The sequence below is a fragment of the Streptomyces sp. NPDC030838 genome (assembly GCF_055572035.1).
This window is the reverse complement of the sequence record NZ_JBVIED010000009.1, coordinates 297,300-318,194: the sequence shown is the minus strand read 5'-3', so window position 1 is coordinate 318,194 and position 20,895 is coordinate 297,300. Positions and strand designations below refer to the sequence as shown.

At 68.8% G+C, this 20,895-nt stretch carries 25 protein-coding genes and 4 pseudogenes; 13 read left to right on the top strand and 16 right to left on the bottom strand.

Going from position 1 to position 20,895, the window contains the following annotated elements; all coding sequences use genetic code 11:
• Window positions 1–304: 304 nt before the first annotated feature.
• The 7 genes from ACZ42A_RS24175 to ACZ42A_RS24145 form a co-directional block, all read right to left on the bottom strand.
• On the bottom strand, window positions 305–1,042 hold the full coding sequence (locus ACZ42A_RS24175) for a dienelactone hydrolase family protein (protein ID WP_468529316.1): 738 nt from the start codon (window positions 1,040–1,042) through the stop codon (window positions 305–307).
• Between the two features lie 313 nt (window positions 1,043–1,355).
• Entirely contained in the window at window positions 1,356–1,523 is a 168-nt protein-coding gene (locus tag ACZ42A_RS24170; RefSeq protein ID WP_468529315.1) for a hypothetical protein, read from the bottom strand.
• A gap of 383 nt (window positions 1,524–1,906) precedes the next feature.
• The gene (locus ACZ42A_RS24165) at window positions 1,907–2,098 is read right to left on the bottom strand and encodes a hypothetical protein (RefSeq protein ID WP_468529314.1); all 192 of its coding nucleotides are present in this window, start codon (window positions 2,096–2,098) and stop codon (window positions 1,907–1,909) included.
• 87 nt (window positions 2,099–2,185) lie between these two features.
• Complete coding sequence (locus ACZ42A_RS24160) at window positions 2,186–2,356, bottom strand: hypothetical protein (protein ID WP_468529313.1); 171 nt, start codon at window positions 2,354–2,356, stop codon at window positions 2,186–2,188.
• Window positions 2,353–2,709, bottom strand: a complete 357-nt coding sequence (locus tag ACZ42A_RS24155) for a hypothetical protein (RefSeq protein WP_468529312.1) — start codon at window positions 2,707–2,709, stop codon at window positions 2,353–2,355. Before ACZ42A_RS24155 ends, ACZ42A_RS24160 begins: the two co-directional genes overlap by 4 nt.
• Before the next feature lie 447 nt (window positions 2,710–3,156).
• Entirely contained in the window at window positions 3,157–3,600 is a 444-nt protein-coding gene (locus ACZ42A_RS24150) for a hypothetical protein (RefSeq protein WP_468529311.1), read from the bottom strand.
• A 474-nt stretch (window positions 3,601–4,074) separates the two neighbouring features.
• The gene (locus tag ACZ42A_RS24145; RefSeq protein WP_031080431.1) at window positions 4,075–4,479 is read right to left on the bottom strand and encodes a type II toxin-antitoxin system PemK/MazF family toxin; all 405 of its coding nucleotides are present in this window, start codon (window positions 4,477–4,479) and stop codon (window positions 4,075–4,077) included.
• A gap of 162 nt (window positions 4,480–4,641) precedes the next feature.
• On the opposite strand from ACZ42A_RS24145, the pseudogene ACZ42A_RS24140 reads away from it, so the two are divergent.
• Both ACZ42A_RS24140 and ACZ42A_RS24135 read left to right on the top strand, forming a co-directional pair.
• A pseudogene (locus ACZ42A_RS24140) lies at window positions 4,642–5,879 on the top strand (IS701 family transposase).
• 608 nt (window positions 5,880–6,487) lie between these two features.
• A complete protein-coding gene (locus ACZ42A_RS24135; protein WP_468529310.1) occupies window positions 6,488–6,664 on the top strand; it encodes a hypothetical protein in 177 nt (58 codons plus the stop codon).
• Between the two features lie 32 nt (window positions 6,665–6,696).
• Here ACZ42A_RS24135 and ACZ42A_RS24130 read toward each other — a convergent pair whose 3' ends face one another.
• The 6 genes and pseudogenes from ACZ42A_RS24130 to ACZ42A_RS24105 all read right to left on the bottom strand — a co-directional run bounded on the left by ACZ42A_RS24130 (window position 6,697) and on the right by ACZ42A_RS24105 (window position 10,573).
• Window positions 6,697–7,539: an alpha/beta fold hydrolase gene (locus tag ACZ42A_RS24130; protein WP_468529309.1), complete on the bottom strand. Its 843-nt coding sequence runs from the start codon at window positions 7,537–7,539 to the stop codon at window positions 6,697–6,699.
• 4 nt (window positions 7,540–7,543) lie between these two features.
• A complete protein-coding gene (locus ACZ42A_RS24125) occupies window positions 7,544–8,161 on the bottom strand; it encodes a dihydrofolate reductase family protein (RefSeq protein ID WP_468529308.1) in 618 nt (205 codons plus the stop codon).
• Between the two features lie 677 nt (window positions 8,162–8,838).
• Entirely contained in the window at window positions 8,839–9,294 is a 456-nt protein-coding gene (locus ACZ42A_RS24120; RefSeq protein WP_468529307.1) for a hypothetical protein, read from the bottom strand.
• Window positions 9,275–9,589, bottom strand: a pseudogene (locus ACZ42A_RS24115) (beta-ketoacyl synthase N-terminal-like domain-containing protein); the annotation flags it as partial. The gene ACZ42A_RS24120 and the pseudogene ACZ42A_RS24115, both read right to left, overlap by 20 nt.
• Window positions 9,481–9,921, bottom strand: coding sequence for a beta-ketoacyl synthase N-terminal-like domain-containing protein (locus tag ACZ42A_RS24110; RefSeq protein ID WP_468529306.1), 441 nt, complete (start codon window positions 9,919–9,921; stop codon window positions 9,481–9,483). The gene ACZ42A_RS24110 and the pseudogene ACZ42A_RS24115, both read right to left, overlap by 109 nt.
• A 121-nt stretch (window positions 9,922–10,042) precedes the next feature.
• Window positions 10,043–10,573 carry a DUF5994 family protein gene (locus ACZ42A_RS24105; protein WP_468529305.1) on the bottom strand — a complete coding sequence of 177 codons (531 nt, stop codon included), beginning with the start codon at window positions 10,571–10,573 and terminating at the stop codon, window positions 10,043–10,045.
• Window positions 10,574–10,780: 207 nt separating this feature from the next.
• Between ACZ42A_RS24105 and ACZ42A_RS24100 the strand changes: the two genes are divergently transcribed.
• The 11 genes and pseudogenes from ACZ42A_RS24100 to ACZ42A_RS24050 all read left to right on the top strand — a co-directional run bounded on the left by ACZ42A_RS24100 (window position 10,781) and on the right by ACZ42A_RS24050 (window position 17,513).
• The gene (locus ACZ42A_RS24100) at window positions 10,781–11,392 is read left to right on the top strand and encodes a DUF5994 family protein (protein WP_468529304.1); all 612 of its coding nucleotides are present in this window, start codon (window positions 10,781–10,783) and stop codon (window positions 11,390–11,392) included.
• 4 nt (window positions 11,393–11,396) lie between these two features.
• A complete protein-coding gene (locus ACZ42A_RS24095) occupies window positions 11,397–11,624 on the top strand; it encodes a hypothetical protein (protein WP_468529303.1) in 228 nt (75 codons plus the stop codon).
• Window positions 11,625–11,722: 98 nt separating this feature from the next.
• Window positions 11,723–11,983: a hypothetical protein gene (locus ACZ42A_RS24090; protein ID WP_468529345.1), complete on the top strand. Its 261-nt coding sequence runs from the start codon at window positions 11,723–11,725 to the stop codon at window positions 11,981–11,983.
• An 83-nt stretch (window positions 11,984–12,066) separates the two neighbouring features.
• Window positions 12,067–12,339, top strand: coding sequence for a hypothetical protein (locus ACZ42A_RS24085; RefSeq protein ID WP_468529302.1), 273 nt, complete (start codon window positions 12,067–12,069; stop codon window positions 12,337–12,339).
• Window positions 12,340–12,662: 323 nt separating this feature from the next.
• A complete protein-coding gene (locus tag ACZ42A_RS24080) occupies window positions 12,663–12,830 on the top strand; it encodes a hypothetical protein (RefSeq protein ID WP_468529301.1) in 168 nt (55 codons plus the stop codon).
• Window positions 12,831–12,917: 87 nt separating this feature from the next.
• Complete coding sequence (locus ACZ42A_RS24075) at window positions 12,918–13,406, top strand: Asp23/Gls24 family envelope stress response protein (RefSeq protein ID WP_468529300.1); 489 nt, start codon at window positions 12,918–12,920, stop codon at window positions 13,404–13,406.
• Window positions 13,407–13,778: 372 nt separating this feature from the next.
• Complete coding sequence (locus tag ACZ42A_RS24070; protein ID WP_468529299.1) at window positions 13,779–14,174, top strand: helix-turn-helix domain-containing protein; 396 nt, start codon at window positions 13,779–13,781, stop codon at window positions 14,172–14,174.
• Window positions 14,060–14,824 (top strand): IS630 family transposase, encoded by a 765-nt coding sequence (locus ACZ42A_RS24065; protein ID WP_468529344.1) that lies wholly within the window; start codon window positions 14,060–14,062, stop codon window positions 14,822–14,824. Before ACZ42A_RS24070 ends, ACZ42A_RS24065 begins: the two co-directional genes overlap by 115 nt.
• A 12-nt stretch (window positions 14,825–14,836) precedes the next feature.
• Window positions 14,837–15,393, top strand: a pseudogene (locus ACZ42A_RS24060) (plasmid pRiA4b ORF-3 family protein).
• 10 nt (window positions 15,394–15,403) lie between these two features.
• Window positions 15,404–16,204, top strand: coding sequence for a class I SAM-dependent methyltransferase (locus tag ACZ42A_RS24055; RefSeq protein WP_468529298.1), 801 nt, complete (start codon window positions 15,404–15,406; stop codon window positions 16,202–16,204).
• A 307-nt stretch (window positions 16,205–16,511) separates the two neighbouring features.
• Window positions 16,512–17,513 (top strand): annotated as a pseudogene (locus ACZ42A_RS24050) (IS5 family transposase).
• A gap of 18 nt (window positions 17,514–17,531) precedes the next feature.
• Here the strand turns inward: ACZ42A_RS24050 and ACZ42A_RS24045 are convergent.
• From ACZ42A_RS24045 to ACZ42A_RS24035, 3 genes are all read right to left on the bottom strand, one after another.
• The gene (locus ACZ42A_RS24045; RefSeq protein ID WP_468529297.1) at window positions 17,532–17,960 is read right to left on the bottom strand and encodes a VOC family protein; all 429 of its coding nucleotides are present in this window, start codon (window positions 17,958–17,960) and stop codon (window positions 17,532–17,534) included.
• 291 nt (window positions 17,961–18,251) lie between these two features.
• Window positions 18,252–19,631 (bottom strand): hypothetical protein, encoded by a 1,380-nt coding sequence (locus ACZ42A_RS24040; protein WP_468529296.1) that lies wholly within the window; start codon window positions 19,629–19,631, stop codon window positions 18,252–18,254.
• Between the two features lie 516 nt (window positions 19,632–20,147).
• Window positions 20,148–20,855 (bottom strand): LbetaH domain-containing protein, encoded by a 708-nt coding sequence (locus tag ACZ42A_RS24035; protein ID WP_468529295.1) that lies wholly within the window; start codon window positions 20,853–20,855, stop codon window positions 20,148–20,150.
• Between the last annotated feature and the right edge of the window lie 40 nt (window positions 20,856–20,895).

The window sequence follows — 20,895 nt, the reverse complement described above, 5'->3', positions numbered from 1 at the left end:
TCAGCCGAGATACGCGGCAAGGGGGCAATGAGTAGATCCTTATGCGGCTTTACGCGTGGTCAGCACAGTGACGCCGCAGTAAATGCGTACATCTCGCTTCCTGGAAGCCGGAACGGTCCGCCGCAGGTCGCGACGACCACGGCCAGGGCTCCGTCACAGTAAATCCGGTATTTACTACGGTAGTTGGGAATACGTCTCCGCGACCGCCCAACTGTCCGAATGCGGGTCTGCTGTGAGGGCTTGAGGGGAGGAGACTGTCAGTGCGCGACGCCGACCAGGCCTGGCACCAGCATGTTTGCCTGGGTCATGCCCCCAGGTCCTCCGTCACGGGCAGGCACTCGGCGAGCAGGTCGACGACGTCGCGCCAGGCTCGCTGTGCGTGCTGTGGGTGGTAGCCGACGCCGGGGACCACGGGGTGGTCGACCGGCGGGTGGTGGAAGGCGTGCAAGGCTCCGCCGTAGACCGTGAGGCGCCAGTCGACGCCCGCGGCCTGCATCTCAGCGGTGAACGCGTTCCGTTGCGCGGGCGGCATGATCGGGTCTTCCGACCCGACCCCGGCCCACACCGGGCAGCGAATGCGCGCCGCCTCGCCCGGTCGGCCCGTGGTCAGTGCGTTGACTGTCCCGATCGCGCGCAGGTTGACGCCATCGCGCCCGAGTTCCAGCCCGACGGCGCCCCCGGTTCCGCAGCCGACGGCGGCGATCCGGTCGGGGTCGGTCCTCGGTTCGGCGCGCAACACGTCGAGCGCCGCATGGCCGATCCCCCGCATCCGGTCGGGATCAGCGAGCAGTGGCATGCAACGGGCCAGCATCTCCTCGGGGTCACCCAAATAGCGCCCGCCATGAAGGTCGAAGGCCAGCGCTACGTAACCCAGCTCGGCGAGAGCATCGGCCCGGCGGCGCTCGACGTCGCTGAGCCCCATGCCCTCTGGTCCGAGCAACACCGCGGGCCGGCGGTCGACACCGGCCGGGAGCGCGAGGTGCCCGATCATCGTCAAACCGTCGGCCGGGTACTCGACCGTACGCGTCGTAATCGCCGTCATGAGACTGGACTGTAGTGATCGTCGAGCCCGGCCCGGCCGGTGTTCTGCCGCTGGCAGAACAGCGTAGGTGTCCCTCTGAAATACGGGACGGGCCCGGCGCTCAGGACTTCAAGATCATCCCGTTGCCCCTTTGGCGCGCATCTCGGTCACACCCCGAGTCCGGCCCAGCGGGTTGACCACGAACCCGCGGGCCCAACCGCCAGAATCAGGAGATCCACCCGTGCGTTCGCGGTGAACAACCTTCAGTTTCTCTGAACCCACGGACCTCTCCGGCCTCGGGGAACATCGGAACAGCGGTTATCGATGAGATTGATCATGGTGCTGAGCTGAGGGTTCTCGCCGTCCAGCGTGGGCCTTGGCGCTCGACGGCGACGAAAACGGCGCGCTGCTGTTTGGCCTGCCGGTAGGCCGTGTTGAAGGCGTCCGTGCCGGTCGCGTCCGGGACCAGGTCGGCGGGGCAGGGGATCGGCAGCGGTTCCATGAAGCATGTTCCCGTTCGGTGGCAGGCGCTGTGCGTCAAGACCCGGAGCGTGTCCTTCTCGGCTGGGAGGCGTTGGGGTCGGTGACGCGTGCACTGGTACGGACGCCCCCACGTCGGGCCGGTGCAGTCCGCGGCCCCCGATTCCGCGCTCTGGCGTCGGGGTCGCGTCAGCCCTGGTCTCCCCCCTCGGGACCGGGGCTTCGTGCTGCCGGGCGCCTTGCGTGCGCCCCGGCCTGGGGTGGTGGACTGGTGGGGCTGCCGGAGCGGTGGGCCCAACCACGGTGTGCCGGTCCGGCACCCCGGGGCGCGGCGCCGTACGGCGCCGGCGGGCTCCTTGGGGGTGCGGTGCGGGTGGCGGTGGGGGCCGTGCCCGCACCGCGCGGTCAGCGGCCGGGCCAGGGGTAGCGGCGGGCGAGGATCGTCCACTCCTCGTCCGGCCGGCCGGGCACGGCCCGGCCAGCGTGGGCGCGGGCCTGGTCGGCGTCTAGGAGCAGGGCGAACTCGCGGAAGGCGATGTCCATGACCGCGTCGGGGGTGGCCCGCTGGCCTTCGGCTGCGCGGCGGGTGGCGAGCATGGGAGGCGCCGCGGGCCAGGATCTTCTCGCGCTCGGTGTCGTCGAGGGTGTCGTCGTTGAGCGCGGCCAGGACCTGCCGCCACAGCGTCACCGCTCGCTCCCATCCGTGCGCGCGGGCACCGCGGCGACCGGCTCCTCGGTGCCCGCGTCGGTGTCGTCGTCCTCGCCCGGCGCGGGCCGGCGGCCGAAGGCACAGTCCTGCCCGGGAAGGGCACCGAGCATGGGGGCGTCCTTGGCTCGGTGCGGTGCGTAGATCATGCGCTCATGCTCCCCGCCAACTGCCCCGGGATGCTCCCGGCGCTCTGGAGCGCGGCGAAGTCGGCGTGCGCCTGCTCGACGGCCTCCGGGTACGCCTGCCGCTTCTCGTACTCGGCCAGAGCCCGGTAGATGCTCGACAGGCTGGGGCTGTGCCCCTTGCGCTTGCTGGCGGGGATGATCAGGTCGGGCTGGGTCTGCTCGACCGTCTCGCCGTTCGCGCGGCGGCGCAGCACGGTGTGGAGCATGTCGTCGGTAATGACCGGGGGCCGGCCGCGATGCTTGCCCTTGCGGGCCGCGGTGTCGAGTCCCTCCAAGGTGGACTCGCGGATGTTCTCCCGCTCGGTCTCCGCCATCGCGGCGAAGAAGGCGAACAGCAGCCGTCCGTGCCCGGTGGGGTCGTAGATCCCGGCCCCAGGCGCTTCATGCGACTCGAATTAGAGTCAGGCGAGAGCCTTCAGAAATCCCACAGGGGAAGAACCCGGGCCCCGGATCATCCGGTTCAGCCGCGGCGAAGACGCTGACTCGCCCAAGTGTCACAGAATGCCAGCTGCCGACACTTGGGCGAGTCAGCGCAACCCGCCAGCCGACGGGAGCAGGCCGCCGCTGACGGACGGTGCTCAGACCGCATGGACGGCCGACCGCATCAGTGCTGAACGGAGAGGAGGTCGTCCGTGGCGCCGGACGAGGCAGAATCCGGCCCGCTCGCCTCCATGCAACCTTCCAAACATGCCAAAATGCCTATCAGTTGGACTGGGAGACCGACCATCGCAGTATGCTCGAGGCCAAACCCAGGGATCAGGTCAGCCTGAGGTGCTCGCCCCCTGGAAGTCGCTGGTGCCCCAGATGTCGTTACCGTCCTTACGGGCGTAGCCGGCGAAGACGAGCACGTCGTTCTCCTCCATCTGGGACGAGAACCCGCAGTACTGCCAGCCGACGTCGGCGCCGCCGTTGTTGTAGCACCAGAACGTGTCACCCGCCTGCGCGGTCTCTGCCCACGTGTAGATGCCAGCGCCGTCCGCCTTGGTGTCCTTGATCCAGAACTTGTCCCCGTAGTGAGCGAAGCACGCCCTACCGACGGGGTCGCCCGAGTGGCGGATGGTCACGCACCAGGCGTCGTTCGGCGGGGACGACGAGGTGACGGTGGCGGTCTTGGAGTAGCTCGCGGCGTTCGCCGGCGTAGTGGAGAGCACAGCCATACCCAGTGCGGCCACCGGCACCAGGAACAGGGATACCTTACGGTTCATGCGCGTCCTTTCGGATCCGTCGCCTTGGCGCAGTTTTCATCTAGGTGCAGCGCACATTAGGGCCGCAGCGGCCTCAAACAAACCTCGAATCTTCGAGGTTGCTGTGACGGTGGCTGTTCAGGTATTGCGTCCCAGGCCTCAAGGCCGCCCACGACATGCCGTTACTCACAGAACGTTACTGATCGGTGGATATGACACAGCTTCGCAGCGTTCCATGACCCAGGGCGACTACTCACAGTGGAATTCCAACGGGTCGCTGTCACCCACTCGGCGTTCGTCAGATCACCCCGCCCCATGCGGAGAACGACGAGCCAATAAGCCGACAGTCACATGATCCGCCCGACGGGACCTTTCTAATACTCCAGCCGTAGATCGTGATCTCTATGGTGAGGGGCGTCGAGGCGGCAGGTGTCCAGCGTGGATCATCTCGCCCGAGATCGCCCATGCCTTCGCGGGCGTCGGCTCCTTCTCCGTCTACCCGAGTTCACCGCGACGGAGGGCGTCCCTTATCTCGCTGAGCTTCGCGGTCGTTGCCGGGGTCCGCTCCTGTGCTTGTTCAGCGAGTCGGAGGGCATCGTCGATCTCGCTGAGCTTCCTGGAGGACAGGACGGCCGCCCGCTCTATCAGGTCGTCCCGGGACACGGTGGTCAGCCACGTGCACGGGGTGAAGCCTGGACGCGGGAACGCGAGCCGCAGCACGCCTTCGAGCGGCAGCCCTTCACCGGCGCCGACCGTCACTTCGATGCCCAGACCGCTGATGTCGAGGCCCGCCGGAGCGACGACCTGCATCACCTGGAACCCGGACGCGTCGTCTCCTGACAGCAGTACGACCAACCTCCGCTCGTCGAACTGGACCCACCAGACTTCGCCACGTTGCACAAGCCCTCCGATACACAGGACGACAGGACGCTGCGCGACCTGACGCGGTGTGGAGACGGTGCGGCCACCGTTGATCATCGGTGTGTGAAGACAAACGATCATGCGGTGGCCGCAGGTCACAGCGTAGACCCTGCCTGCTGGCAGGAGGCGTTCGAGGGCCTGATGAGCCGGATAGCGGGACGCTTCACACGGGTCGAATCCCGACGCCGGGCACGGAAGTTGGTACTCGGCCTGTTGTCGGACCTGCCGCGCAAGAACTGCTGGACCATCGCCGAGTGGGCCGGGGACAGGACCCCGGACGGCATGCAGCACCTGCTCGGGAGGGCGAAGTGGGATGCCGACCAGGTCCGCGACGAGGTGGGTGACTACGTGGTGGAGCATCTGCACGACGACGAGGCGGTGCTGGTGGTCGACGAGACCGGCGACGTGAAGAAAGGCACCGACACCGTTGGAGTCCAGCGGCAGTACACCGGCACCGCGGGCAGGATCGAGAACGCCCAGGTCGCCGTCTACCTGGTCTACGCCGGCCGCCGCGGGCACGCCGCAGTGGACCGGGAACTCTATGTTCCGCGTTCCTGGACCTCCGATCCCGACCGCTGCCCGACCGCCGGCCTCGGTGACAATACGGAGTTCGCGACCAGGCCGGAGCTGGCCGCTCGCATGGTCACCCGATTCCTCGACGCCGGCCATCGGGCCGCCTGGGTCGCGGGAGACGAGGTCTACCGCGGCAACCCGAGGCTGCGCACCGCGCTGGAGGAACGCGGCACCGGCTACGTCCTCGCGGTGGCCTGCTCGCACGAAGTCACCACAGGCGCCGGGAGGTTTCGCGCCGACATGTTGGCCAGGAAGGTGCCCAAGAGGGCCTGGCAAAAGCTGTCCGCAGGGGCCGGAGCCAAGGGCCACCGCTTCTACGACTGGGCCGTCATCGACCTCACCGATCCCCGGCCCGGGAGCCGGCAGCTGCTGATCCGCCGCAACCGCAGCACCGGCGAACGTGCCTACTACCGCTGCTACTCGCCTGCCGCAGTGCCGCTGACCACCCTGGTGCGCGTCGCTGGATCAAGGGTGGCGGGTCGAGGAGTTTTTCCAGTCCGGCAAGGGCCTGGCGGCCCTGGACGAGCACCAGGTCCGCCGCTACCCGTCCTGGTCCCGCTGGGTCACCCTGGCCATGCTCGCGCATGCCTTCCTCGCTGTCCTCCGCGCGAACGAACACGAGGGTCATCCCTCGCCCGACGAGCTGATACCGCTCACTTGTGACGAGATCCAACGACTGTTCATCACGCTCGTCAACCGGACCGTCTTTGACCCTGTCCACCGACTTCGCTGGTCCGTCTGGCGACGCCGCCACCAGGCCCGAATCCCAGACCAGCCACTACCGGAGTCAAGCCGCTCAAGCATGAAGATCACGATCTACGGCTGGAGTACTAGGACATCGACGCCTTCCTGGCCGACGCCCTGCACGACGGCCCGGTCATCTGCGACCCGCACCGCCCCCGCTACTACGCCCTGGTCCCGGGCAGCGTCACCACCACCTGGCGGGAGGCCGTGAACGAGTGGCGAGCCACCGTCGAGGTCGACTTCCTCGGCTGTGACGCCTGCCTCGGCGTCCCCCCACTGAGCGCCGACGAGACCGGCCTGGCGGTGCCCCCCCACTGGTCCGTCCCCCCGCCGTCCGCAGGCGTCCTCTGTACGCCGCTGAGCGTGGCCCGCCTGATCGCGGCCAGCCGATACAGGCTCGCGCAGTCGGCACTCGACCCCTCGCCAGCCAACCCGTCCCTCACCTCCCGCTCCCGGTGGCGCCGCCGCGCCGTCGCGAGCGGGACAGACGCCGAAGCCCGAGTAGCCGTAGCCGGAAAAACCGGTTCGAGTCCCGTCACTCACCGTCCGGAGGTCACGTCCGCCCCCCGAGCATCTCCCTCAGCAGTGAGGCATCCTGCCGTCGTATGGGACGGCGCATCCCGGGCATTCGGACAGCAGAATATCTTCTCCTCCCCGAGGAGGGACGAACATGCTGGCGATCATCTCCGCGATCCTCTTCTTCATCGCCTTCATCATCGGTGCGGCGGACATCGGGACCAACGACCTCTTCAGCGCCACCAACCTCATGCTGCTCGGCCTCACCCTGCTGGCCCTTCACCTCGCGGGCCTGGGCGCAGGGTGGTCGGCCTTCGGCCGCAGGCGCTGACCGGGCGGCGGCGCCGTCGGACCGCCGAACCTCTACCCGAGCGTGAGCATCGCCTCGGCGACCTCGCCGACCGCCGCATCGGGGATCGCGGTGGCGGCTTCCTCGAGGACGAGCAGTCGTGCCCGGGGGATCTCGCGCGCGATCGCCCCGCCGTTGCCGACGGGGAAGAACCGGTTGCGGCGGCCGTGGACGACGAGGGTGGGGACCTCGATCTCGGGCAGGCGCTCGCGCCAGCGGGGTGTGCAGTCGAGCCTGGAAAACACCATGCCCATCTGGTTGGCCATCTGGACCGGTGGTGCGGTACCGGGCGTGCGGTCCCAAATGCGCGCAGCGATCGCGCGCGCGGCGACAGGGTCGTCGCCGAAGATCTCCGCGCTGCCGGCGGCGAACTCCGCCACCGCCTCGCGGTCGGTCCAATCGGGCATCGGACGCGCGAACAGCCGGCTCATCGTCGCCTGGTCATGGTCGGGGAGGTCATCGTCGGGCGGGCCAGGGGCGACCGCGCGGGTGCCGACCAGGGTGAGCGCCGAGAACGCGCCCGGATGGTCGAGCACGGCCACCTGGGCGACCATCCCGCCGACGCCGATCCCCGCGAGGTGCGCGGGCCCGCCGCCGAGCGCGTCGGCAAGGGCTGCCGCGTCGGCGGCGAGGTCGCGCAGGGTGTAGGCGGGCGCCTGCGGATCCGTCGTCGTCGACGCCCCGCTGTCGCGCAGGTCGTAGCGCACCACACGGCGCCCGCCGGCGGCGAGGCGCTCGCACAGCGCGTCGGGCCAGGAGAGCATCGTCGTCCCGCCCGCGAGCAGGACGAGTGGCGCGTCGTCGTCACCGAACGACTCGATGCCCAAGGCGATCTCATTGGCGTTGACAGTGGTCATCGGATCACCGGCAGACGTCGTAGGTCAGGTGCGTCGCGGTCGATGTCGAGATCACGCTCCGCTGCACCAGCGTGCGCAGCGCTCCGCCGGTGAACAGTGGTGTCCCGGAGCCCAGCACGACGGGCGCGAGGTGCAGCGTCAGCGCGTCGACCAGCCCGGCGTCGAGCGCCGAGCGGATCGTGGCGCCGCCGCCCATGAGGATGACGTCGAGGTCCTTGCCGCTGTCCGACGACGCCGCCTCGGCTCGCTCGCGGGCGGCGGTGACGGCGTCGGGCAGACCGGTGGTGACGAACGTCCAGTCGAGGTCGGTTGTCCGCACCGACTCCGGCGGCGAGCTCGTCACGACGACGAAGGCGGGCTTGCCGACCTCGCCGGCGCCGTAGCCGGACGTGTCGTCCCAGCCTTTCGGCCCGTCGACCACGTCGAAGAGGCGGCGGCCGAGGACGACGGCGCCCGAGCGGGCGGTCGCCTCGCGCAGAACCCGGCGGTCGTCGGGGTCGTCGGAGAAAGCCCACGTGTGCAGGGCCTCGCCGCCGATACCCAGGCCGTTGTCCGGGCCGGGGTCGGGTCCGGTGACGAAGCCGTCGAGAGAGACCGAGATGTCGGCGATGATGCGAGTCATGCCAGGGCAGACTTGATCCGCCGCCCAAACTCATCGCTCACGCACGAAGCGTGTGCTGGACGCGACGGGCGCCGCCCGGTGGCCTGGTGATGGAGGCCAAGAGTGGCGGCTTTCGTGCCCTCCTCTTCGCCCGGCCCGGCGAGGTGATGGTGCAGTCCCGGCAGGGTGCGGACCTGACGCCGGCGTTCCCGGGCATCGCCGCGGCGGCTGCCGGGCTCAACCTGGTCCTGGACGGCGAGCTGGTCGTGCCCGCCCACGGGCGGCTGGACTACGGGGAGCTTTGCGGTGGCCCGCCTCTGTCAACCCCAACCTGCTGGTCAGCCAGAAGACCGCGGTCGACCCGAGCACCCGGCCGTCATCATCGGCCTTCTGAGCCGGGGGCCTTCCCCGCGGGCTGACACTGAGCCGTCTGCGCCAGGACCGCATCCTCAACGAGGTGGCCGAAAGGGCCGATCCACTCCGACTGATGCGCTTGTTCGGCATCACCGAGCAGAGGCCATGCGCTACGTCACCGCCGCCCACCCCGAGCGCACAGCCAAGCTGCCCAAGTGAACTCAGATGTCAGGGCCCTCTTCGGCTCGCGGCCGGGTGGCACCGCAGCGACCACCTGCCCCCCGTAGGGGCAGGTGGCTACGCCTACAAGGGATCAGCGTGGCCCCCGATGTTGATCCGCGCCGTCAGGCCCAGCCCGGCACCAGCACCGCGTTCTGTCCCCCGAAGCCGAAGGACGACGACATGGCCGTCTCCATCGTGCTGACCTGGCGCGGCTGCCGCTGGACGACGTCGACTTCGTATCCGGGGTCCTGACTGGTCAGATTGGCCGTGGGCGGAAGGCTCCGGTGCTCCGGGGCGAGCACCGTCACCGCCGCCTCGACGGCCCCGGCCGCGCCCAGACTGTGCCCGAGGACGCCTTTTGGTGCGGTGATGGGTGGCGGTGCTCCGTCGAACAGCCGTAGCAGCGCCCGCGCTTCGGCGGCGTCCCCGGCCCGATTGGCGGTGCCGTGCGCCATTGACATGGTCCACGTCGGCGGGTGAGCACCCGGCGTCGGCAAGAGCGGCGCGCATGGCCTGCTCCGCCCCCGCCCCCTCCGGGTGTGGTGTGACCGGGTGGTGGGCGTCGGCGCTGGCGCCATGGCCGAGCAGCCGGGCCCGGTTGTGCGCCCCGCGCCGTGCGGCGTGCTCCGGCGCTTCCAGGACGAGCACGGCGGCGGCCTCGGACAGGACCAGCCCGTCGCGCCCGGTGTCGAAGGGGCGGCATGCCTCTTCGGGACATCCGGTGTGGCGTGAGAGGGCCTGCATCTGCGCGAAGCAGGTGGCCGTCATCCTGGACAGGCCCGACTCGCTGCCGCCGGCGAGGACGACGTCGCAGGTGCCGGCGGCCACGAGGTCGCGGGCCAGACCCAGAGCGGTGGCGCCGGAGGCACAGGCGGTGGAGACGGTGAAGTTGGGACCCCGGGCGCCGAGGTCGAGGGCGACCTGGGCCCCCCGGCCGCCATGTTGGGGACGCTGCGCGGCAGGGCCATGGGGGAGACGTGGGTGGGCCGGCCCTCGCCGAGGCGGGTGAACTCCCGGAGGTAGGTGTGGAGGTTGTTGCTTCCCACGCCCAGGACCACGCCGACGCGGGTGCAGTCCCAGGTGTCGGGATCGAGCTTGGCATCGGTCACGGCATGGCGAGCGGCGACGACGGCCATCTGGGCAAACCGGTCCAGCCGCCGGGCAAGGGGTCGCCCCAGCTTGGCGAACGCGTCGAAGTCGGGCACGCGGCAGCCGATGTCGACGGGAAGTCCGACCAGCTCCGGGTCCCGCCGGGCCAGGCCCCGTTCAGCGAGCCAAGGTGCCGCCCGGCAACGACAGTCCCGCGGGCGCCCGGGGCTCCAGACGTCATTTCTGGGGGTCGTGGCGTTCCTCGCCGGTCCGAGGGTGCTCCGCGGGGATCAGATGCGCCTGATGGGTTCCGGTGTCGATGAGGATCTGTGCGGCCTGGGTGGCGTTGTCGGCCCGGACGGCCCTGGCCATCGCGGCACGGGCGGCGTCGGGTGTCGCGTGGGGCGGGACCACAAGAAGGGAGAAGTAGTCCCGGTCGCCCCGAGTGATCAGGACGGTGTCGTCACCGACCGGGAAGGAGTCGATATGGACGACCCGGTCGTCAATGACCAGGCGCGTGGGAAGTTCGTCCCATGCGGTGGCGTCAAGGCCGACACGCGTGATGGGGCCGAGGTGCCCGGCCAGCACGTGGATGAGGTCGGGCAGCTCGGCGCCGATGTCGCGGGACCGTGGCCACCACGCGCCGTCGAGGTTGCCTTCCCGGGCTTGTGTCGTCTCCAGCCTCAGAAGAACCGTCCCGGGTTTCGCGGCCCGATGGATCGCGTCGGGCAGGAGCCCGGGCGTCCGAGGGATGTCGGATTCGGTCATGGTGCGTCCGCCTGTCTGCGGGATTCGGTTTCGCCGCCGAACGCGGCACCTCCTCCTCTCACCGTATGTCGTGCGCTGCCGCACCGGCTGCGCGCCGGCGGTGCCGGACTCGTTGCCTCTCGGTGAAATGCCTGCTCACGAGCGCGTCCCGGGGCCTGGGAGCGGCGTAGAGTGAAAGGACCGGGAGTACTTCGCACACCGGCCACCATGTCGGTGCCGTTCCCGGTGAACGACAACGCCGGCCTCCCGGACGAGGCCCGGGGACAGGTCCGCGTGATGACCGTGACCATCGAACCTACGATCATCAAAGAGCAGCTGGCTTCGGCGTCGGCCCGGTTGTCCCTGGCCCCGACCGGCCCGGTTCCAGGTCTCCTGGACGGTGCCTGGTGGCCCCGCTCCCGTGATCTCCTCCAGGAGATACCCACGCTCACGGACGTGCTGGACGCGTGCTGGGGCCGGATCACCCGCGTCACCGTGAACCCGGCCCACTGGCCCGTCATCCCCCGTAAGGTCCCCGTCACGGGGCACACGGTGCATGTCGGCTGGTTCGCCGACGAGCAGGACCCGAACAAAGTGATCCTCCTCTCCTACACGGTGGGCCGCCTGGACCTGCTGGTGATCCCTCCGGAGACGGAGCCGTCCGCCGCTGCCCGGCTGATGGCAGCGGCAGCCGTTCCGGAAGGCATCCGCACCGCCAGCGGTCTGATGGCCCATGAGGCCATGGCCCACGACGCGGCAGACACTCGGAACCGGGAAGAGGAATGGGAGACCGACGGCGGAGCCGCGACCGGGATCCTGGATTCCGCCGTGAAGAGGTGAGGACGTGGAGGCAGCCGTCACCGTCGGCGTGATCATTTTTGTGATCATCGTGGGAATGGTCCTGATCCACCGGCTCAACGCGCAGCATACGCAAAGGATCAGGGCGTTCCGCTACAGCGATGCCCTTCCGGGAGTCGGTCGGCGGAACCGGAGGAGTCCACGTGCGGCCGCACCGCTCAAGGCTCCTCCTGCCGACGCCACACGCCGCGAGGATCGCGAGGGGAACGGCTGAGACACAGACCCGCTTCCAGCTCGGGGCGGGCATGGGCGACGTCACACCCACCGTCACGTCGCCCGGTGTACGTCGTCCTGAAGGAGCAAGGGGTCACCATGAAGTCACCGGAACTGCCGTCGGCCGGGCACGCGGAGGTTCGTATCGTCGCTGCGGACCCGGAGGCGGCTCGCCATGTCGCGGAGATTATCCGCCGTTGCTTCGCCGCCACGGAAGCACGCAGCTACCCCGCAGGCGCTGACGGCGGAACACGCCTCCACCTCACCGTGGACACCACGCGCATGACGGAGCCGGTGCGCTCCTGGCTGTCGACCAGCCAGTCCTCCCGGGATGATCAAACACATCCGGACGAAATCTGAGGAGACTGCCCTCAGCGAGGGAAAGAGGGTTCCGCCCCAGACCTACGGATTTCCGGCCGTGCCGGCACGAGAGGCAGGCGGCCATGGCGACACTGCACGAGCGGCGGCACTACCGCGAGGCGATCATGAAGACCCTGTACGAGGCCATCGAGGGCAATCGTCTCCTCGGCCTCACGGGGGCACGGCTGCGTGAGGAGCTTTCCATGCCCGAGGAGGACCTGGCCGCCGCCTGCACGTACCTGGCGGCCGAGGGCCTGGTCCAGGTCGACTGGGCGAGAGGAAACACCCCCGCGATGGTCACACTGACGCACAAGGGCATCCGGGTTATGGAATCCGAGGAGGAGGACGGTGACTGACACGGCTCAGGCCGCCCTCAGGCTCCGGTCGGTCACATGACGGCCATGTCCACCCATATGACCGAAATGGCCTCCCGGGCATACGCTGGTGAGTGGGCCGGTGCACTCTCACGTGCAACGACCCGGAAGGGCGGCCCCGGTGTGTACACGCCGGGGCCGTTGCGTCACCGGCACATGCCACGGGGAGCGGATGTGATCCACTCGGCCGATCTCCACGAGTGACGCAGCTGCGATGTCGGGGACCCGAACGGCCGGGAGATGACCGCGCCGCCCGTGTGGACGGCGCACAACAACTGGCCCGCCGCTGACGCCAGGAGGCTGACGTGGTGCTGTTTCTTTTGCTGCTCGTCGTGGCGGCTGCGCTCGGCGTCATCGGGGCGCTCGGCAGCGACACGCTCCACCTGCCGATCATCGGGGTGATGGTGCTCATCGCCGACCTGGTCTTCCTCAGAACGCGAAGGGGGCGCGGCCGCAGGTCCCGCGTCCGGTAGGGCAGTCCGATCGGCCACCCGAACAGCCCTTCCGTTTGGAAGGGGCACGACAGGCCGCTTTACCCCTCGGAACGATGGTGACCGAAGATGACAGATACGGGACTGCGGAACCGGCCCGAGTCCCCGCGCGCGGGATCGTTGGGCGAGCGCGGTAGGAAAAGTGCGGGGGTTTCGCACGGAAGCGATCCGGGGTCGCGGGGCCGTACAACGATCGCCGACGGTGTGGTGGCGAAGATCGCCGGGATGGCGGCCCGGGATGTGCCGGGCGTCCATGCGATGGGCGGTGGGTTCGCCCGTGGCATGGGGGCCATGCGTGAACGTATGCCCGGTGCCGGCGGGAAGTCCGTCACCAGCGGGGTGAAAGTCGAGGTCGGCGAGGTACAGACCGCGGTCGACCTGGAGATCGTCGTCGAGTACGGCGTCTCCATCATCGAGGTCGCGGGCGACGTAAGGGAGAACGTGATCGCCGCCATCGAGCGGATGACCGGTCTGGAAGTCGTCGAGGTCAACATCGCGGTCGGCGATGTGCATGTGTCCGGCGAGGACGAGGAACAACCGGAGCGGCGGCTGGAGTAATCGCTTGCCGCAGCCAAGCCGAGCAAGGAGCCCGCGATGGGGATGGCCGCGGTTGGCCTGTTCATCGGGGATGGCGCTGTTTCGCCGGACACTTCGCCGGCTCCGGCGCGTTCTTGCTGGTGGAGGTCCTGCCATCCTGGGGACGGATCGCTCATCCATCAACCCCCGCCACTGGCCATTCTTTCCGGCAAGATCTTCGTCAACGGCCATGCAGTGAAGGTCGGTTGGTTCATGTCGGAGCAGGAGCCGGCCCGAATCCTGATGCTGTCCTTCATAGCGGCGCCGACACCTCCTGGTGCTGCGCCGCGGAAGTTCCGCCCATGGCCATCGGCTCGTTGACCGGGAATGGTGCTTGACGCTGATGATCGGCGTGTGCTGGAGGCACGGGTACGGGCTGATACCACGCCGCAGCGCGATGCCCGCCAGGCTCACATAGTCCTGCTCGCGGCCGGTGGCTGTCCGGCCTGGCGGATAGCGGAGATCGTCCGGGTAGATGTCTCGACGGTGGTGCGATGGCGGGACCGGTTCGCCCGGGAGGGAATGGCCGGACTGAAAGACCGGCCCCGCTCGGGCCGGCCGCCGGTCTATGGGCTGCAGGTGAGGCTGCGGGTCGTGGCGGCGGCCACCAGCACGCCGCCGCACCCCTATGACGGCTGGTCGCATCGGCTGATCGCCGATCATCTGGCGGACACGGGCATCTCCGCCTCCAGGTCGGACGCATCCTGGCCGAGCTGCAGCTCAAGCCGCACCGGGTCCGAGGCTGGCTGACCCGGCCCGCCGACCCGCAGTTCTTCGCCAAGGCGGCCGAGGTATGCGCCCTCTACCGCAACTGCCCGCCGGGCTCAATGGTGCTGTCAGTGGACGAGAAGACCGCGATGGCCGCCCGCTCGCGCAAGCAGCCCGGCCGGCCGCCGGGCCCGGGACGGGTGCGGCGGCGGGAGTTCGAGTACATCCGCCACGGCATCGTCTCGGTCACCGTCGCGCTGGACGTGCACACCAGTCAGGTGGTCATGGAGGAGCTGAAGCGCAACGACTCCGCGCACTTCATCCGGTTCCTGGCCCGGCTTCAGCGGTGCATTCCAGCCGGGCTGATGATCCATCTGATCCTGGACAACGGCTCCTCGCACACCTCCAAGGCCACCCTGGCCTGGCTGAAGCGGCACCCGCGGATCGTGCCGCACTACACCCCCAAGCACGCCTCCTGGCTGAACCAGGTGGAGATCTTCTTCTCCCTGCTGGCCCGCGCCGTACTGCGTCACGGCGACTTCTCCTCCCGCACCGACCTGCTTGAGAAGGTCAGCGACTTCGCCATCGCCCACAACGAGACGGCTTGTCCGTTCCGTTGGAACTACGACGGTCGACCCCGCCAGACCGGGGACGAGCCCGCCGCCGCGAAGGAAGAGTGCCATGCCCGCTGACTCCGTTCCGTCCTGCAGATCAAGGTCACCCTGGCCGACATCCACCCGCCGATCTGGCGGCGGCTGCAGGTCCCGGCCGACCTCAAACTCGCCCGTCTGCACCTGGCGATCCAGACCGCGATGGGCTGGGAGAACTACCACATGCACCTCTTCACCACCCCGGCCGGCGACTACGGGCTACGCGACAGCGAACCCGGTCACCGCGACGAGCGGAAGGCCCCGCTGGATACGGTCGCTCCCACCGCCGGCGACACGATCAGCTACACCTATGACTTCGGCGACGACTGGGTCCACCACATCGAGGTGGAGAAGGTCCTGTCCACCGCGCCAGGTACCACCTACCGCGCTGCCTGACCGGCCGTCGAGCCTGCCCACCCGAGGACCGCGGCGGCCCTTGGGGCTACGTGGACTACATCGCCGCGATCACCGACCCCCAGCACGAGCAGCACGAAGAACTCCTCGACTGGATCGGCGGCACCTTCGATCCCGACCACCTCGACATCAACGCCATCAACAAGCACCTCACCGTCCGAGAGCCATCGGCGGAACTTGTGCGGTGCAGCAACTAGGGTACGGCGTATGAGCCAGACTCCCGTCGACCCCGTCGCGCACAACCGCCTCGCCTGGGACCGCGAGGTGGAGAAGGGCAACGAGTGGTCACGCCCGGTCGGCCCCGAGGTGATCGCGAAGGCGCGGGCCGGCCAGTGGTCCATCGTCCTGATCGGGTACGAGCCGGTCGACCCGACCTGGTTCCCGCCGGAGATCGCCGGTCGCGACGTGCTCTGCCTCGCCTCCGGCGGCGGGCAGCAGGGTCCGGTGCTGGCCGCGGCGGGCGCGCGGGTGACCGTCTTCGACAACTCGCCCCGCCAGCTGGCGCAGGACGAGATGGTCGCGGCGCGGGAGGGGCTCGTCCTACGCACCGTGCTCGGCGACGCGCGCGACCTGAGCCCGTTCCCGGACGCCTCGTTCGACCTTGTCGTCCACCCGGTCTCCAACCTGTTCATCCCGGAGCTGGCGCCGGTCTGGCGCGAGTGCCACCGCGTGCTGCGCCCCGGCGGGACGCTGCTGTCCGGCTTCCTCAACCCGGACGTCTACCTCTTCGACGCCGAGTCCTTGGAGGCGCGCGGCGAGCTGGTGGTGCGCCACCGCCTGCCCTACAGCGACCTCACTCACCTGGAGCCTGCCGAGCGGGAACGGCTGTGGGGCCTCGATGCGCCGGTGGAGTACAGCCACACGCTCACCGAGCAGATCGGCGGGCAGATCGCGGCGGGCTTCGCCATCACCGGCTTCGCCGAGGCGCCGCACCACTCGGAGGCCACCGCCGGCTGGCTCTCCGGCTACTTCGCCACGAAAGCGGTCAAGGCTGGCGCCGGTCACTGACCCTCCACCGGCCGGGCCAGGTCAGCAGTGAGGCCGGCGGGCGGCTGGGTCAGGTGGGCAACGACCCTGCTGATACACAAACCGGGAACACCCTGGCCTCGGCAACCCCGCGTCGCTCATCGTGCTGGCAACCGTGGGGCACCTGCACCACGCATGACCGCCTCGACATCGACGCCATCAACAAACACCTCACCGCCCGATAGCCATCGGCGGAACTTGTGCGGTGCAGCACTAGGGCGTGTATCGAGTCGTGATCAATCTGCGGGATTTGCCTTCGCGGCGGGGCCTGATCCGTAGTTCGTTTTGCGTGACGCGAGTGCAACTGACAGATGCGGAGTGGGATTTCATCGGCCCGTACCTACCGATCGGCGAGTACGGGCCGTACCCCGAGCGGCTGCGGCAGCAGTTCGAGGGTGTGATCTGACGGTTCAGGACAGGCGGGCAGTGGCGGGAGATGCCGCAGGAGTTCGGTGCCTGGTCGACCGTTTCCAACCGCTTCCGGCAGTGGCGTGACGCGGGTGTTCGAGGCCCTGATGGAAGGGCTGATCGCGGAGGCTACGAGGCGGGGCGAGGTGGACCTGTCGCTGGTCAGCATCGACTCCACCACCGCGCGGGCCCACCACGACGCCGCCGGGATGCACCTGGACCAGGACGTCATCACCGCGCTCGAGGAGGCTGCCGCCGAGGAAGGGAAGGTCGGGTCAAAGGGGGCAGCCGCGAAGAACAAAGCGGGCAGGACGCCGAAGCCGATCCCGAGCGGGACGAGCGACGACGCATCCGGCGTCGGCAAAAGCGCCGACTGAAGGCCGCCCTCCTCGGACGTTCCAGGGGCGGGCAGACCAGCAAGGTCCACCTCGCCGTCGACCGCAAGTGCCGCCCGCTGGCGTTCGTCCTGACCGCTGGACAAGCCGCTGACAGCCCGCAGTTCATCCCAGTGCTGGGAAGGATCCGCGTCCGCGGTCCTGTCGGCCGGCCCCGCACCCGGCCGGACGCGGTCGCCGGGGACAAGACCTACTCGTCCCGCGGCAACCGGGCCCACCTGCGCAAACGCCATATCAAGGCAGTCATCCGGGAGAAGTCGGACCAGGCCGCCAACCGGAAGAGGAGGGGCTCCAGGGGCGGCCGGCCCGTCAGCCACGACGCCGACCTCTATAAGGAGAGGAACGTGGTCGAGCGCCTGCTCAACAAGCTCAAGTCCTGGCGGGGCATCGCCACCCGATACGACAAGGCCCCGGACAGCTACCTCGCCGGACTGCACCTGCGCGCCTCGATGATCTGGATCAAAGACCTCACCCGAGGCACCCCTTGATCACAGCCCTGTCGCGCCCTAAGGGCGGACGTAAGGCCGAGTCATGACCTCCATGTTGTGACCGTCCGGGTCGTCGAAGTAAGCGCCGCGACCACCGAACAGACGGTTGATCTGGCCGGGTTCGGTGTGGCTGGGGTCGGCGTAGTAGGTGACCCCGACCACCTCCAGACGGGTGATAACGGCGTCGAACTGCTCGTCAGGGACGAGGAAGGCGTAGTGCTGCGACTGGATCGGCTCGTCCCTCTTCTCGTAGTAGTCGAGCGTCACGCCGTTGCCAAGGTCGACGGGCAGGAACGGCCCAAACGGGGCGCCGACCTTCAAGCCCAGGACCGCGGCGAGGAACTCGGCAGACAGGTGCCGGTCGCTTGCGTAGATGGCAATGTGGTTCAGCTGGACGCCGGCCGCCGACAGCTCGGATTCTTGCGGGTACTGCTGGTCATAGGACATCAGTGGTGTGTCTCCGGTCTTGGGATCCGCTGGAATGGGGCGCCGCATGCGGGCGCCGGGAGCTAAGACGCGGAGAAGGGGGCGGGCCTCTTGCCCGCCTCGTGCTCACGCCGAGGCCGGGAACCTCACTCGTGCGTGGCCCATGGCCGACCCGGCAGTCACCCGACCGAGCTTAGTGACCTTCACAGGCGGGGGCAACATCGTTTCTTGGCCGTGCCCGGTCGCGGATCGAGCCGCCGTTGCGTCATGGCGGGTCGTCGCGGGTCTGCTGATCACGACTCGCTACGCGCCCTAGAAGAGCTGGCCAAGGACCCCCTGCCAGGTACTGACAGCCTGAGCGAGTTGGGACGACGTGCCGGCGGCGGTGGTGATCGCGGCCATGGCCGCTCTGCCGCGGCTGAGTGCGCGGGGCCCGTCCGGTGCGGCCGCCGCGTCGGCGACGTCGGCGACGTTGTCGAGGAGCTGGGCGCGCAGGTCCTCAGCGAGCTCAGGATCCTGCTCGATGGCCTCAGCCAGCGCACGGATGGCGTCCGCGGCGTCGGTCTGCCCGCGGTCGGCGACGGCCTGGATAGTCGCGCCGAGGCTGGTGACCGTGTCGGCTACGGAGACGTGGCTGTTGTGCACTTCTCCGATCGCGCCGATGTTGCGTGCGTGGATGGTGATCGGGTCGCGTCGCTTGCCTTGCCCGGAGTCCTCCGCGTACTTGGGCATGAGCTCCAGCACCTCCGCAAGGTAGTTGACCGCGATCGCAATATAGGCTGCATAGATCCGCGGATGAATCCTGACGGCAATCTCCCGATACATCGCTGATAAGACGCGATCGCTGCCGTTGACCGTCCCGCCGACCAGGAGTTCCGCATGCTTGATCCCCACTGGGGCGCGAGGAACATTGAGATTGAATTTCCCTCGTCCCGAAAGCGCAACGTTGAATCGGGTGAGGACGTCAGTTGTCAGGAATCCGCTGAAAGAATCCGCGAAGTTATCGTACAACGCGCATCCTGGCGGGAAATGGTTACTACCGCGCGCCAATGGGACCGACCCGGGCCAGCCGCCGTCCTTGGCCGCCTGGTACTGCTTGACGCCCTCGTCTATGAGCGTGGTGAGCCGCTCGGCGACCGTCTCCGCCACCGCATCCTCGCGGAGTCGGGCGAACGTGGGCGGATGCTGTGCAGGAAGCAAGGGTAGAGCTGGAGTTGACCTCGTCAGGCGGTCCGCTAGCGCGAGGAGACTCTCGTGGAGTTCACCGAGGATTGGCCTTAGCTCTCTCTCCGATGCGTCCCACAGCGTCCTGTTCGTCCGGCCCCCACCGGGCTTGTATCCCTTCCCTTTTCCCGCGTTCGCCCTCTCGAACCGATCCGTCGCCTCAATCGCCGGTCGGAGCGCTTCGCGGATGCCGAAGAAGTTCCCCCCGGTATCACCACGGAAGAACCCCTCGAGGATGCCCTCAGCAGCCTGGGCCCAGGAGCCGTACGAGTGGGGAGCTGCACCAATGCGGTTAATGAGGTCTGCCGCTTCCCTCGTCGATCTTCGCAGTCTTCCCCCTTCCAGGAGCAGGGATACGGCGTCTGCGTGGGTGCGCGCCTGCTTGGCGATTTGTGATCCAAGTTCCGAGACTGCCTCCCTGAGCTCCTGGCGTGCGGCGTCGGGATCGGGTAACCGAGTGTGGCCCATGTGGTCATCATGGCCCCGCGAAGCCTGACACGGCAACGAGCCCTGGGCGTCGGCAAACGATCGTTTGACGACATGCATCGCACGCGTCCAATGAACCCGGACATTCCGGGACTCCGGTCCGGCACCGATCCAATCGGATGACGGAGCAGCTGGGCTTCGCGTGGGAAATGCCGGATGCCTGCCCGTCGTCGCACGCGGGGCTTGTGCGGAACGAGAGGCAGCAGGTGGGGCCGGTCTCTTCCTCGCCGACGCGGCCGTCGCAGGCCTTCGCCGCTTCGATCTCTGCAGCGATCGCGGCGACCATGTCCTCGGGGAGGGGCTCGCTGGCCGCCTCATCCGGTCGCTCCCATAGTTCCTGGGCATCCATAACAGAAGTCATATTTCAGGGCGTTTAGTCGGGATTGCAACGAAACGGTGTTGGCTCGTGGACAGGGCGCACCACTCATACAAGAGCTCGGCGTTGCGTAGGACGGGCCGAGGCGTGCGCTTCGTTTGGCGTACGCCCGGCCGGCTGTGTCAGCGGAGTCGGGGGTGTGCTCGGCGTCGGGCCTGGTGGGTCGTGGGGTTGTCTGGGCTGATGAGGTGGTGAGCGGGTATCACGCTGGCGGGTCCGATGGCCGTATGAGAGTTGATCTGGCAGTGGCGGCCGATGGCGACACCGGGGCCGATGGTGATGGCGGTGCCGGTCTGTGTGTGGTCCCCGATGACAGCGCCGAAGCGTGGTGTGCGGCAGCGGTAGAGGCCGTCGGGCAGGCGGAGGATCACATCGCGGTCGGGGCGGGTCATGTCGCGGGTGAGGTGGATCGCGGCGACGGGGACGTTCGCTGAGAGGTGGACGCTGGTCCCGAGCAGGGTGCGGTTGATGCCGATGCGGTGCCCCAGCACGCTCCGCGGGCCGATGTAGGCGTTGGTGACCTCGCAGTTGAAGCCGACTGAGGCGTCCGCGCCGATGACGGTGTGGCCGCGGACGGTGGTGAACTCCCAGACCTTGGCTCCGGGCCCGATGATCACGTCGTCGCCGATGATCGCCGTGGGATGGATCCGGGCGGTCGGATGGATGCGATGCTCGACCTGGGCGAGGGCCTGTGCGTGCAGGTCGGTCCAGTGGGCCAACCACCAGGCCAAGTCGCGCAGGTCGAGGTCGGCGTATGCGGTGCCCGCCAGGTCGGCGTCGGCGGGTGCGCTGAGGTAGTCCCCCAAGCGCAGGAGTCGGACGTCGGGCATGGGTGTTCCTCCTGAACGGTGTGGCCGGGACGGGAGCTGG